The organism is Flavobacterium anhuiense (genome assembly GCF_004151235.1).
Classification (GTDB): Bacteria; Bacteroidota; Bacteroidia; order Flavobacteriales; family Flavobacteriaceae; genus Flavobacterium; species Flavobacterium anhuiense_A.
Map to the genome: position 1 here is coordinate 230126 of NZ_JUIV01000003.1, position 14111 is coordinate 244236.

At 33.2% G+C, this 14111-nt stretch carries 10 protein-coding genes; 2 read left to right on the top strand and 8 right to left on the bottom strand.

What is annotated here, in order from left to right; translation table 11 throughout:
- The first annotated feature begins 139 nt into the window (after positions 1–139).
- Complete coding sequence (locus NU08_RS06535) at positions 140–523, top strand: DUF983 domain-containing protein (RefSeq protein WP_066032663.1); 384 nt, start codon at positions 140–142, stop codon at positions 521–523.
- Here NU08_RS06535 and NU08_RS06540 read toward each other — a convergent pair.
- The 8 genes from NU08_RS06540 to topA form a co-directional block, all read right to left on the bottom strand.
- Positions 504–1577 (bottom strand): NAD(P)/FAD-dependent oxidoreductase, encoded by a 1074-nt coding sequence (locus NU08_RS06540; protein WP_129746376.1) that lies wholly within the window; start codon positions 1575–1577, stop codon positions 504–506. The genes NU08_RS06535 and NU08_RS06540 overlap by 20 nt on opposite strands.
- Positions 1578–1654: 77 nt before the next feature.
- Complete coding sequence (gene gldN / locus NU08_RS06545) at positions 1655–2644, bottom strand: gliding motility protein GldN (protein WP_129746487.1); 990 nt, start codon at positions 2642–2644, stop codon at positions 1655–1657.
- A gap of 179 nt (positions 2645–2823) precedes the next feature.
- On the bottom strand, positions 2824–3813 hold the full coding sequence (gldN, locus tag NU08_RS06550) for a gliding motility protein GldN (protein ID WP_008467088.1): 990 nt from the start codon (positions 3811–3813) through the stop codon (positions 2824–2826).
- A gap of 44 nt (positions 3814–3857) precedes the next feature.
- The gene (gene gldM, locus NU08_RS06555) at positions 3858–5399 is read right to left on the bottom strand and encodes a gliding motility protein GldM (protein WP_008467090.1); all 1542 of its coding nucleotides are present in this window, start codon (positions 5397–5399) and stop codon (positions 3858–3860) included.
- 51 nt (positions 5400–5450) lie between these two features.
- Positions 5451–6098, bottom strand: a complete 648-nt coding sequence (gene gldL, locus NU08_RS06560) for a gliding motility protein GldL (RefSeq protein WP_008467092.1) — start codon at positions 6096–6098, stop codon at positions 5451–5453.
- 55 nt (positions 6099–6153) lie between these two features.
- Positions 6154–7548: a gliding motility lipoprotein GldK gene (gene gldK, locus NU08_RS06565; protein ID WP_008467094.1), complete on the bottom strand. Its 1395-nt coding sequence runs from the start codon at positions 7546–7548 to the stop codon at positions 6154–6156.
- Between the two features lie 262 nt (positions 7549–7810).
- A complete protein-coding gene (locus tag NU08_RS06570) occupies positions 7811–8962 on the bottom strand; it encodes a formimidoylglutamase (protein WP_129746377.1) in 1152 nt (383 codons plus the stop codon).
- A 7-nt stretch (positions 8963–8969) separates the two neighbouring features.
- Positions 8970–11498, bottom strand: coding sequence for a type I DNA topoisomerase (gene topA, locus NU08_RS06575; RefSeq protein ID WP_129746378.1), 2529 nt, complete (start codon positions 11496–11498; stop codon positions 8970–8972).
- 271 nt (positions 11499–11769) lie between these two features.
- Here topA and NU08_RS06580 point away from each other — a divergent pair, with 271 nt between their 5' ends.
- The gene (locus NU08_RS06580; RefSeq protein ID WP_129746379.1) at positions 11770–13818 is read left to right on the top strand and encodes an ATP-dependent nuclease; all 2049 of its coding nucleotides are present in this window, start codon (positions 11770–11772) and stop codon (positions 13816–13818) included.
- Positions 13819–14111: the final 293 nt, after the last annotated feature.

A 14111-nucleotide genomic window follows, 5' to 3' on the forward strand; every position in this document is an offset into this window, starting at 1 on the left:
ATAAGATGTAAGTTTTTATCCTAATTAAATAGCTTAAAGCCTGAAAATACCTTATATTTGCTTTAAATAATTACTCCAAATTCACACTTGTATCCAAATACAATCGAGGTGAATTAAAGACTATAAAAATTTACTTAAAATGTTCAAAAGAGGCTCCAAACTAAACAGCATAATAACAGGAAGTTGTCCAAAATGCCAAAAAGAAAGCATGTATGAAGACAAAAATCCGCTTCATTTAAGTAAAGTTCTCAAAATGAATGACCATTGCAGCCACTGCGGATTCAAATACCAGATTGAACCTTCATTCTTTTATGGCGCGATGTATGTTAGTTATGCTTTAAACGTAGCCGTAGGTGTTGCTGCTTTTATAGTTTCTTTTGTATTTTTTAATACCACAATAGAGCAGTCATTTTTGGCAATCATTATAACGCTAGTGATATTATTTCCGTTCGTTTTGCGTCTCTCAAGAAACTTATACATCAATATGTTTGTTTCTTACGATCCTAAGGCTGGCCAAAAATAAGACCTTTCAAATATCTTTTATGAAATCGCTTAATGTCTGCTTCTCTATCTAGCGGAACATTATTTTCTATATGATCGTATAACGCTTTTGCCATTGCAGGACCAAGCATTACACCACGTGTTCCTAATCCGTTAAGAATGTGCAGAGACTTATGTTCTTCATGAGTTCCAAGCAAAGGTCTTCGGTCCGCAACTGTTGGGCGGACTCCAGCAAAGTGCTTTACTATTTCAAAATCGCAGTTAATGATTTCTCTTATACGCTCCAAAAGCTCTTGTTTACCTTCTTCTGTAGGCTCAGCAGTTTTATCATGCCAATTGTAAGTGGCTCCTACTTTGAACAGATTGTCGCCTAGAGGCAAGATAAAAACGCTTGTATTTACAATTATATCAAGATTTAAATCTGGCGCTTTTATAATAAACAATTCTCCTTTTGTCCCATCTAATGGGAGATAGTTAAAGAAAGGATTTTTATGCATTCCAAATCCTTCAGCAAAAATGATATGACGAGCCTGAATATCTTTGTATTGAATTCCTGAATCTAAAAACTCAATGCAACTGAAATCAAAAGATTCTTCTCTCAACAAATCATTCTGAAGCAAATATTGTTTATAGGTGTCTAGCAATAGAGCCGTATCGACATAACCTGTATGCAAAACTTCTCCGTAGTCAAATGGAGAGTCAATGCTGTTATACTTTTTTGAAATTAACTTAGTAGACAAAAAAGGAGCTAGATTGATTTTATCCGAAGCTGCAAACCAATTGTTCTGTTCTTCAATTGAAAAGAACTTTCTTAAAACTGGCATTTTAAAGTTGAATTTCTCTTTGAGCTTCTCTTCTACTTTATCATAAAACTCGTTCATTAATACAAGCTGCTCTTTTGCATTCCAGACTTCACTAAAGCGCTTCAAGATTACAGGATTATACAAACCGCCAGCAACTCTAGAGGAATTCTGAGATTTGTCATCTAAAAGTAAAATTGATTTGTTGTTCTTAAGGGCGACTTCGGCAAAAGAAATTCCAGCCAATCCAGATCCGACAATTAAATAATCAAGCATTGTGAAGTATATAGATAAAATAAAAAAACTCTTACTACAAAGGTAGCAAGAGTTTTTCTTATTATGAGTTTATGGACTTAGTAATTCCACATATCTTCTTCAAAATTACGAATCTTCTCTTTTACTCTTTCCGATTCTAACAATTGGCTTTGCGCATTGTCTTTAATGTAATCTTTGATTTCACGATCGCCATACACATTTTCTTCTTTGTATATCACAGAATTAAAACGTCTAGAATTTAAGATCTGATCAAATGAAATTGGTGCGGCCGAATTTTTATCATTAAAGGCTTTTGCTTCATGCAATACCTCTCTCGCATTAGGAAAGAAAACCCAAAATAACTCTATATAATCTTTTTCATCGCTATTCATGGTATATACGTCAGGAGTAACTGGGCAAATTCCAAGAAGACGGTACTTTAAATCACCTTGCCTTTTATCAAAATACCAAAATCCCTTAATTTTATACTGACTCACATCGGCAGATGTAAGATCTTGTTTTAGAATATATTCGGCAGGAACCGTTCTTGTTGGCCCAACTGTTTGGTCAACATAATTTACTTTTTTATTCTTTCCTGTACCTGTAACCACTTTTTTCTTTACCACACGCGTTCTATAGTCGTCAGGATATTGGTTGATAAGCTCACGGCCCGCATCTGTTGTATCAACACGAGATAACGCACCTTGAATATCTTTTAAAGTCTTTTTTGTATTAAAATAACTATCTGTATAAACTTCTGTAATCCTTCCATCTCTAATGCCTTTCGTTAAAACATCATAAAGAGAACGCCTATCGGGACCTATGTTAGCAGTATCTACCGGAAAATATAATGGAAAATTGATCTTTTCATTCAAATCAATAATTTCCCAAACTGTTTTTCCCATCAAAATATCCCTATCATTTACATAACCATATTCTAAAGGTTTATCATTATCAAATATTCTTTGGGCTGGCGTCTTAACTCCGATCTGATCGGCAGTTTTGGCATTAAGTAAATTAGACTGAGCATAAGAAGATAAGCTTCCGAGAACAGCAACAATAGCAACTAATAAATTTCTTACTTTCATCATGATAAATTTTACAGAACATTAAACGAAATTTTATTACAAATATTGTTATTTTTCTTACATAATCAAAAAGAAATCAAATATTAATCTACATCACAGCCTTGTTAACTTTTTGACATAAAAAAAACTCTTACTACAAAGGTAGTAAGAGTTTTTCAATTATTGTACTATGTATCAACTTAGTAGTTCCACATATCTTGCTCGAAGTTGCGAATTTTCTCTTTCACTCTTTCAGATTCTAACAACTGATTTTGAGCGTTGTCTTTCATATAATCGCTAATTGCTCTGTCTCCGTAAAGGTTTTCCTCTTTGTAAACAACAGCGTTAAAACGTCTTGAATTTAAAATCTGATCAAAAGAGATTGGAAGAGCTGAGTTGTTGTCATTGAAAGCTTTTGCTTCATGCAGTGCTTCTCTGGCATTTGGGAAAAATACCCAAAACAATTCAATATAATCCTTTTCGTCGCTATTCATTGTGTAAACGTCTGGTGTTACTGGACAAATTCCTAGTAAACGATATTTCAATTCACTTTGACGTTTATCAAAATACCAGTATCCTTTAATCTTATATTGGCTAACATCAGCAGCAGTAAGATCTTGTTTCAAGATATATTCAGCCGGAACTGTTCTTGTTGGACCAACTGTTTCTTCTACGTAAGAAACCGATTTGTTTTTACCTTTACCTGAAACTACTTTTTTCTTCACAACTCGTGATTTATAGTCATCAGGATATTGGTTAATCAATTCTCTACCAGCATCTGTTGTATCAATACGAGATAAAGAACCTTCGATGTCTTTCATAGATTTTTTAGTGTTGAAATAACTGTCAGTATAAACCTCAGTAATTTTTCCACCTTTAATAGCTTTAGTTAAAACGTCATAAAGAGAACGTCTGTTAGGACCAATATTAGCTGTATCTACTGGAAAATATAATGGAAAGTTGATTTTTTCATTCAAATCAATGATTTCCCATGTTGTTTTCCCCATCAAGATATCTCTATCATCTACATAACCATAAGCCAAAGGCTTATCATTGTCAGATATCAATTGAGCAGGAGTTTTAAGTCCAATCTGAGCAGGAGTCTTTGCATTTAGCAAATTAGATTGCGCATTAGAAGCAAAACCTCCAGCGATAGAAACAATAGCTATTAAAAAATTTCTTACTTTCATCGTGGTATCGTTATAAGATATTGAATGTAGTTTACACTACTTTATTATTGTATTTCGTAAATTACAGGAGCAGTTCTTGGTAATAAATAACTACCAGCTCCAACAAGTTTAGTTTTAATTTCAGAAATAGTAACTTGGTCTCCTTTACCTGCTCTTGAAAGTACTTGTTTACATTGTGCATTCATTTTGTTTCCTGTAACAACAACTGTAGGCTGTCCAGCAATTTTCATATTGAATCCAACAACATCTAAACCAACTTCAAAATCAAAATCAAGAAGTTTAGCTCCAATAGTAGCAATCTCTAAGTTAGATTTAGGACCTTTAACAACTCCCATCTCACCTCTAATTGTTCCTGTTGGACCAGGAATACCTTTAATTCTGAATGTTTTCTTATCAGTTACTTTGTCACCGTTTGGCAAAGTACCAGTTACAGAAATTGTAGTTTCAGTACCTTGACCTGGGCTCATGTTATATTTTCCTGGTTTTCCAGCAGAAGATAAACCTGGAGCACTTGCAACAATTTTGTTAGCATCAACACCAGCGAAAGATACAGAGATTGGGTTAACAACACCTCTATATACTACGTTCATTTTGTCTGCAGAAATTGTAGCTGCGTTTGGTCTTGGAACAACAACATATTTACCAGAGAATTTTAATGGAATATTTTTTCCATCCTCTAAGAAAGTAAATTGTCCATTGATGTCTTGTTCTCCAACTCCACCTGCAGTTAAAGAGATAACAGCTTGTCCGTTAACAATTTGTCCAGGACCTTGGAAAGAAGTTGGTTTAGTGTTTTCGTCATAACGACCTAAAACAACTTTACCTGTAACTTTTTCTCCTTGGAAATAAGCATTTTTATCTAAAACAACGATTGCTTGGTAGTTGCTGTAAGAAGCAGCAGCAACTGCAGCTTTACCTAAAGCACTGTTGTAAACGTCAGTTTCTACTTTTTTAACGTCATTCTGCCAAGCTGAAAGTTTTGCAGCTGTAGCAATTGCAGGGAATCCTTTAAAGTGGTACGCTAGGTATTTCTCTTTAATTCCTTCTTTGTTTTTAACATCAGAAACATCAAATTTCTTTTCAACCTCAGCTATAATTGCTGCGTATTTTTTGTCTGTTCCTAAAGCAGCTTTAATATCAGCTTTATATTTTTCGATTTTAGAAATAATTTCGTTACCTTTTTTAGTGTAACCGTCTCCTGTAAACCAGTCGTCGATATTATCTCCTCTATCCATAGACTCATAAGGCATTTTTCCTGTTTCCTTATCAACTTCGAAACCTTTAACTGCCTGAGCTTTTAGAGTAGCTATATAATCATAAAAATCTTTTGTAATTGTTTCAACTTTGTGAGCTGTAACTGCAGCAATAGCAAATTCTCCTTTTGCCTCAGCAGCTTTTTGATCTAAAGAGCTTAATAAACTAGCATTTGACTCTGTAGAACTAGTGTTTGCACCTTCGAATTTTTCATTCATCAAACCAAAAGCAGAAATAACTTCTTTTGATACGTTCATTGCTAACATTGCGATGAAAACCAGGTACATCAGGTTAATCATCTTCTGTCTAGGGGTTAATTTTCCTCCTGCCATTTTTCTTTAATTAGTTCTTATTAATAAATTTAATATTTAGTTAAAAACTAATTATCCTTTGTTACTCATTGCAGAAAGCATACCACCATAAACGCTGTTTAAAGAAGCGATGTTTGCAGTCATAGAAGCCATTTGCTCTTTTAATTTAGAAGCATTTTCAGCGATTTCTTTGTTAGCTTCAGCGTTTCTAGAAGCACTTTCTAATTGTACTTTATATAAACTGTTTAATGATTCCATTTGAGCAGCAGCAACAGATAATTCTTCTGAATATTTCTTTTGTCCCGCGATTGAATCTACAGTTGGAGCAATTCCTTTAGCAGCAGATTCGAAGTTTTTGATGCTGTTTCCTAAACTTGACATTAATTCACCGTCAATTTTAGCTTCTTTTAATAATGTGTCTAATTTTTGAGATAATAATCCTTGAGCGTCAGTTGGAGTTTCTGCTTTAGCTTTTTTCTCTCTAGCTTGTCCGTTAGCTAATTCTGGGTAAACTAGTGTCCAATCTAGTTCTTCTTCAACTGGTTCGAAAGCAGAAAGCGCGAAAATTAACGCCTCAGTAACCAATCCTACTGAAAGCATAACTGTACCTGTTAAAGGTCCAATCTCGAAGTGAGTAATTTTGAATAACGCTCCAACGATTACCACTGCCGCTCCCATACCATAAGCGAAATTCATTGCTTTTTTACTTAATAATGCCATAATACTTTTTTTTTAGGTTTAAAATAGATTTGTTGGATATTGAATTAATTATAAATTACTTTTTTCTGTTTCCTGTAACTTGAGTACCCATGTAATCTTGTACAGTTCTGAATCCGATGTAACTTCTAGCTGAGTCAGCATATTCGTGGTCACGTGTACTTACCTGTAGGAAATAAGCAACGTCTTTCCAAGAACCTCCACGAACTACTTTTCTTTGGTTTTTACCATCGATAACGTTTGGATTCATTGTTGATACATATTCGTAAGCGTTTGGATTGTAAGCTGAATCTGTCCACTCAGAAACGTTTCCTGCCATGTTGTATAATCCGTAACCGTTTACATCGTATGATTTAGCTTCAACTGTATAAAGCGCTTCGTCAGCAGCATAATCTCCTCTGCTTGGTTTGAAGTTTGCTAAAAAACAACCTCTATCACTCTTAGTGTAAGGACCTCCCCATGGGTAAGTTGCAGACTCCAGACCTCCTCTAGCAGCATACTCCCATTCTGCTTCAGTAGGTAATCTGAAAGCATTTACTAAGTCACGTCCTTTTTTCTTAGATTTAATGTAGCTGTTTTTGTTTAAAGTTCTCCAAGCACAGAATGCTTTAGCTTGTTTCCAAGTAACACCCACTACTGGATAATCTCCATAAGCCTTGTGCCAGAAGTAATCATTGTGCATTGGCTCATTATATGAATAAGCGAAATCTTTAATCCAAACTGCAGTATCAGGATAAACATTAACCTGCTCAGTTTTTACGAAATCACTTCTTTTTCCAACTTTTGCTTTTGCAGCAGCTTGAATATCCATCCAAGAATAACGGAATTTCAATTTATTCACATCAATTGTTCTTAAACCATTGTATGATTCTTCAATTGGCAAATACATAGAATCCATTACTTCAGCGTAATACTCATCTGGATATGCTTTTGTATCTTTAATTAACTTAACTTTTCTGTTTAATTTTCTTCCAGCATATGGATCATCTTTTGTACCAACACTATAGTAGTTGTCGTACATGTATTTGTCATAAGCTGTCATTTTTTCTGGATCAGAATCATTAAAAGCGTAGTCAGCAATGCTTCCGCCTTTTTTACCTTTTCCATCAGTAGCTTTTTGCCCTGTTTCGTCAGCTAAAATTGCTAAACGAACTCTCATTGTAGAGTCTTTTACCCACTCCACAAATTGACGATACTCACTATTTGTAATCTCAGTTTCATCCATGTAAAACGAACGAACGGTTACAGTTTTAGTTGGAGCATCTTCTACGTTAGCTAAATCAGCATCTGATTTACCCATAATAAAAGATCCACCCGGAACTAATGTCATTCCATAAGGCTTCTCGGGATGCCATTTCCCTCCTGTAACACCAACTAATTCACCTTTGTCACCAGACTTACCACAGCCGATTACTAGTGTTAACATTGCTGCAAATGCAATAAACTTCTTCATATAAATTTGGGATTATCTATTCATTATTAAAAGTCCGTAAACGTATTTATTATTTATCTAAAAAACAATACTACTTGCGAATTTATTTTACCGTTCAAAAATAATGTTAAATAAAATAAAAAAAAAATATTTTATCGATAAACTGTTTCAAAAAATCGATGTAAAACGTTAATTTTTATATATTATATATATTTTCCTACTAATTAATTTTAACCTTTTTTAAGGGGTTTTAAAAATTTAAGATTTCACTTAAATTTTTGATCTATAAAGCGTTTTTTCTTTGCGCTTTCCACCATCTTTCTGGCAATTCTTGATTGCAAGCCGACAAATATTCATCGTAAGAACACGGTAATAACGTATTTCTTTTTAATTTATTGTTGCCGTTTGATTCGTATGGAATTTCAATCCACCAACGGTCCGTTTTATCACTTTTATAGAATATCAATTCTTCATCATCCAACGGAACTATATACTTTAAATAATTAGCCCTACTTCCAAATGGATATTCTTTTGAACGATAGTGATAACCTTCAATAAAATACCATACAATCTGAGCAATAATAACTGATTCAGCTAGTGTGCTATTATGATTAAACACTCCAAAAGAAGAAACTTTATCACTAATTCCAGCATATCTAGACAAAGCACAAATTTCTTTTCCGTTGAATCCGTTCGGCTCAAAAGTCACCATATTCCCTGAGGCAGAAGACTTTACAGAATTCAAATCTATACTAACCAAGTCTGCATCTCTGAAAACCGGTTCAGCCAATGTAATTTTATTTGAAATCTCGCCCAAACGATAAGCATCAAAAAATAGCTTTTCTATCAAATCGATTTCTTCTTGCGAATTATAATAGGTTTGATATCCTATATTACAATAGTTGAAAAGATTATTTGGTTCATCAATAATAATTTTCGTTAAATAAGAATTAGCAGAAACCGACTCATTCTCTTTACCAAAATCAAATTTATTATCAACAGCAACCAAGTTTACCATTTGTTCTAAATCGTCGTAAGCACGATACAAAGCATAGGTCAAATCCTGAGAACCTCCCAGGACTATAGGAATGACTTTATTCTTGATTAATGCCGCTGTAACTTTCTTTAACGCAAAATAAGTATCCTCTACAGAATCTCCTGCAAGTATATCTCCCAAGTCTGCAATTGAAGCATCCCAATTGCCTGGAAACATACTATAAAGTTTTTTACGCACAGCAGAAAGATTAACTTCGTTAATCATATTGATGTTTGTACGGTCTTCCAAAACACCAATTATAGCAATGCTAATCTGTGCAATATCAGGAAACTGATCTTGAGTATGAAAAACAACTTTACTTCCAAGCTCTTGTGAAGACAGTGCTCCGACGAATTTTACAATTCCATCATTAACTGGTTCTAGAAAATCAAATTCCATTTATATACTATTTCTTTTTAGCAGCTGTTTTTTTAGCTGTCGCTTTTTTAGCCGTTGTTGTTTTAGCTGCCGTTTTCTTTGCAGGCGCTTTTTTAGCTGGGGTTTTAGCCGCAATCATTTCTTGAACTTGTGCCAATGTTAATTTTGAAGCATCAACATCTTTACTTAATTCAATTTTGACTTTTCCTTTCAGAATCACAGAACGTCCCCAACGGGCTTTTTCTACTACAATCCCTTCTTCTTCCCAGTTATGAATAACCTTATCGATGTTTTTCTGAAGTTTTTCCTCAATCAGTTCTTCAACATCAGCTTGAGAAAGATTATCAAAATTGTATTTTTTGTTTACGTTTACAAAAAGTCCGTTCCATTTAATGAAAGGCCCAAAACGTCCTACTCCTTTTTGAACAGCTTCTCCTTTGTAAACTGCAATTGGCGCATCAGCAAGTGCTTTTTCGTCAATTAATTCTTTAGCTCTTTCTTTAGAAACATTAAGCGGATCTTCGCCTTTAGGCAACGAAATAAAAACGCTTCCGTGACGTACATAAGGCCCGTAACGGCCATTGTTCACTTCCACTTCTTCTCCTTTATATTCTCCTAAACTTTTTGGAAGCAAGAATAAATTCAAAGCTTCTTCCAAGGTAATGTTTCCTATATTTTGGTCTGCCATTAAGCTGGCAAACTTTTTATCTTCATCGTCAGCTTCTCCAATTTGAGCCATTGGTCCAAATTTTCCTAAACGAACTGAAACTTGTCTTCCGTCAGCATCTTTTCCTAAGATTCTTTCACCGCTTTCACGTTCTGCATTTGCCTCAACCTCTTTTACATTTGGATGAAACTGATTGTAGAAATCCTGCATCATTTTTGCCCAATCAATATTTCCTTCGGCAATTTCGTCGAAATCCTGCTCTACTTTTGCAGTGAAATTATAATCTAAAATGTTTCCGAAATTCTTTACCAAGAAATCAGTCACAATTGTTCCGATATCTGTTGGAACTAATTTTCCTTTATCAGAACCTGTATTTTCTTTCAGAACTTTCTCCCCTACTTTACTATTTTGCAAAGTAAGCTGTGTATAATTACGTTCTACACCTTCAAGAGTTCCTTTTTCAACATAATTTCTATTGATAATTGTAGAAATAGTTGGTGCGTAAGTCGAAGGACGACCAATTCCAAGTTCCTCTAATTTTTTAACCAAAGATGCCTCAGTATAACGTGCAGGCGGTCTTGAATATCGTTCTGTGGCTGTAATATAGTTATTAGCCAGTTTTTCGTTTACTTTTAAAGCTGGAAGCATTCCTTCTTGCTCCTCTTCATCATCATCGTGACCTTCTAAGTACACTTTTAAGAAACCTTCAAAAAGCAATACTTCTCCTGAAGCTGTAAAAACTTCATCATGATTATCTGCCTCAATTTTTACGTTTGTTCTTTCCAACTGTGCATCGCTCATTTGCGAAGCCAAAGTTCTTTTCCAGATCAAATCGTATAAACGAGCTTGGTCACGATCGATATTTACTGTATGACGAGACATATCTGTTGGACGAATTGCTTCGTGCGCTTCTTGAGCTCCTTTGTTTTTATTAGCAAAAACTCTCGGTTTAGAAAATTCTTTTCCGTAAGATTTAATGATTTCTGCCTGTGCAGCATCCATTGCTTCTTTAGAAAGATTCACAGAATCGGTTCTCATATAAGTAATAAGTCCCGCTTCGTAAAGACGCTGTGCCAACTGCATTGTGATTCCAACTGGCAAATACAATTTTCTCGCAGCTTCCTGTTGAAGTGTCGAAGTTGTAAAAGGTGCTGTTGGAGATTTTTTGGTAGGTTTAGTTTCTAAATCGGCTACCTTATATTTAGAACCGATATTTTGATTTAAGAAATCTTCGGCTTCTTTTTTAGTGTTGAAGTTTTTTGGAAGTTTTGCTTTGAAAGCTTTTCCAGCTTCGTTTACAAATTCCGCAACAATAGAATACGTTGCAACTGCATTAAAGCTTTGTATTTCGCGTTCTCTTTCAACAATCAAACGTACAGAAACAGATTGTACACGACCAGCAGAAAGTCCGCCTTTGATTTTTCTCCATAAAACAGGAGACAATTCATAACCCACCAAACGATCCAGAACACGACGTGCTTGTTGCGCATTTACTAAGTTATAATCAATTTCTCTAGGATTATCGATTGCTTTAAGAATCGCAGATTTTGTAATCTCGTGAAAAACAATTCGTTTAGTTTTTTTTGTATCCAGTTTTAATTCTTCCGCCAAGTGCCATGAAATAGCCTCTCCCTCGCGGTCCTCATCGGATGCTAACCAAACCGTTTCGGCATTCTTAGAAAGTGATTTTAGTTTCGTTACCAAGGCTTTTTTATCCGGAGAAACTTCATATTTTGGTTTAAAACCATTCTCTACATCTACTCCTATTTCCTTTGATGGTAAGTCCGCTATGTGACCATAACTTGACTCCACCTGAAAATCACTCCCAAGAAATTTCTCGATCGTTTTCGCCTTTGCAGGTGACTCCACTATTACTAAATTCTTTGCCATTGCTCTATTTTTCTGCAACAAAAGTATTTATTTTTTTTAAATATTAACCTTACGAATGCATTTTTGAGGTATTTTGATATTATGAAACTTAAAATTGCAGATTTATCTGTAATAATCTCGATAATATATATAGGTATAACTTTTAGTGATTTCTGACCGAGAAATGTGCTTTTATTTTAGATTCTAGATTAAATAATAATTTTTTTTATAAGTTTAGAATGCCTTAAAAGAATAATTCCATTTTTAGTTTAAACATTTCAACCATCTAGCAATGAATAAATATGACCTTTTATTACACAAGTCAGAACAACTTGATTTTAGCGATTATTCTTTATTCAATGAAGAAGAATCTATTCAAATATTACCAAACTTTAATACAATAAATATTTTTGTTGGATCAAACAATAGCGGAAAAAGTAGATTTATAAGAGCGCTAATGAAGCAAAAAACTAATTCTGGAATATTCAATTTGAATATTTTAGAAGAAAAAATCACGAGTTATAATACAATCCTCTTGGATTTAGATATTGATTGGCTTAGAAAGCCAAATCTTTCATCCAATTCTATCCTCCCTTTTGTTACAGAAAACACTATGGTCGAAATATTACCATTAAATATGTCGAAGGAAGAATATTTCAAAACAACGTTTATAGGAAAGCTTGAAAATCACAAAAAACTATTGAATGGTATTCAGACAACACCAACCCATATTATAAGACATTACTACATTAATCGAAAATACAATACTCCTATTGGATTTCGTTCTAGTTTCAATCAGTTAATAGCTGACATTATTTTACTAAACGAAGAAATTACAAATTTTTACAAATTTAAACTCATAGGCACCAAACTAAATTATTTAATCCCAACACTAAGAACTGCTCACTCTCTTTTTGAAGAAAAGGAATTTGGCAATAACGATTATTGCAAGATTAAAAAAAATATTTTTTTAGATACAATTACCAAAAATTACAATTTAAGTTCTTTTAAAAGCATAGAACCAACTATTAAAGAAGAACAAGAATCTTCTGAAAAAAAAATATACACTTTTACAGGATTAGATCTTTACAATCAAATTGTTAATGCCCGAAATGGCTTAAAAGAAGAGCGAAAAAGATTTGATGAATTTGAAAAATTCATAGGAAAAGAATTTTTTAATAGTGAACCTATAGATATTGTAGCACAATTCAATATTAATGAAAAACATGAAAATAATGACAAAAATGAAATTATAAATATTCATATAAAAGACAAAAGCAACTATCTACACGATCTAGGAGATGGTATACAATCTCTGATAGTATTAATGTATACGATATTTATCGCTCCTGAAAACACAATGATTTTTATTGATGAGCCTGAATTGAATTTACACCCAGGAATGCAACGATTATTTCTCGAACAAATAACAAACAATCAAGTCTTAACGAAGAAAAAACTAACCTATGTAATTGCTACTCATTCTAATCATTTATTAGATTTAACAATAGAAAAAGACAATATTTCTGTTTATTCATTTTCCAAAAAAGAAAATGGTAAATTCCAAATCAAAAATGTTAATGCAGGAAACAATGAAATAATAAGAGAATTAGGCGTTAACAATTCTTCAGTATTTCTTGCCAATTCAAGTATTTGGGTTGAAGGTATATCAGATAGAAATTATATTAAAGCTTTTCTTATTGCTTATTGCAATTCTGAAAAAAGGTCCATGCCACGTGAAGATATTGACTTTGCCTTCCTTGAATATGCTGGATCAAATTTAGTTCACTATGAATTTAGCTATGAAGACAACGACAACATCAAAGCTTTTGCTTTAAATAATAAGATTTTCATTCTTGCTGATAATGATTCTGGCAAAGAAGAAAAACATGAAAAACATAAAGAACTTTGTGAATTAAATCCTGAAAATTTAAAATACAAATCAACGAGTCCGTATAGAGAAATTGAAAACTTAATAAGTGTCGAAATATGGTCAAAAGCAATGATCGAATTATGCAATAAGAATAAAATTAAAAAAGAAGAAGAAAAAATCTCAGTCCAAGAATCGATAAGTAAAAAAATCTCGAAAATTAACATTGAAGACTATAATGACAAATATATTGGAGAGTACCTTAAAGCATTAAAAATACCTGAATTAAACGATGTTTTTGAAACTTCCGGAAGAACTCCTAAATCACTTAAAAGTGAATACAAAGCTTATTTAAGTAAAATAATATTAGATAAAACAATCAACAAAGAAATTACTTGGGAAGATTTTTCAAAAAATGAAACCGTAAAAAGCATAACTGAGGAAATCTATGAATTTATATTAAAGAAATAATTTTCCATTATATAATTCCTAGCCCAGATTGCAATGGAAAGCCCGGAGTAAAAAAAGCAAAAGTTTCTTGTTTTAAAAAAGCGACCAACGGAAGCTTTTTTATAACATTAGAAACTTTGCTTTTTTTATGAGGACTTGGAGTGGAAAGCTGGAAATAGCTCCTGATAATTCTAAATTGTGAATTGTTAATTATGAATTTCTCTTTATATTTTTTCCTCACTAAAGTCTGCAAATGAATGCTCTATTAATAATTCTCAAAACATTGTTAATTCTTTATCTGACATCTTGTCATA

Bases quoted from the DNA above. Each gene is read 5' to 3' on its own strand.
- gldN (WP_129746487.1), bottom strand. From the start codon at position 2,644: ATGAAAGTAAGAAATTTATTAGTTGCTATTGTTGCTGTTCTCGGAAGC.
- gldN (WP_008467088.1), bottom strand. From the start codon at position 3,813: ATGAAAGTAAGAAATTTTTTAATAGCTATTGTTTCTATCGCTGGAGGT.
- NU08_RS06540 (WP_129746376.1), bottom strand. From the start codon at position 1,577: ATGCTTGATTATTTAATTGTCGGATCTGGATTGGCTGGAATTTCTTTT.
- gldM (WP_008467090.1), bottom strand. From the start codon at position 5,399: ATGGCAGGAGGAAAATTAACCCCTAGACAGAAGATGATTAACCTGATG.
- gldK (WP_008467094.1), bottom strand. From the start codon at position 7,548: ATGAAGAAGTTTATTGCATTTGCAGCAATGTTAACACTAGTAATCGGC.
- NU08_RS06570 (WP_129746377.1), bottom strand. From the start codon at position 8,962: ATGGAATTTGATTTTCTAGAACCAGTTAATGATGGAATTGTAAAATTC.
- NU08_RS06580 (WP_129746379.1), top strand. From the start codon at position 11,770: ATGAATAAATATGACCTTTTATTACACAAGTCAGAACAACTTGATTTT.
- gldL (WP_008467092.1), bottom strand. From the start codon at position 6,098: ATGGCATTATTAAGTAAAAAAGCAATGAATTTCGCTTATGGTATGGGA.
- NU08_RS06535 (WP_066032663.1), top strand. From the start codon at position 140: ATGTTCAAAAGAGGCTCCAAACTAAACAGCATAATAACAGGAAGTTGT.
- topA (WP_129746378.1), bottom strand. From the start codon at position 11,498: ATGGCAAAGAATTTAGTAATAGTGGAGTCACCTGCAAAGGCGAAAACG.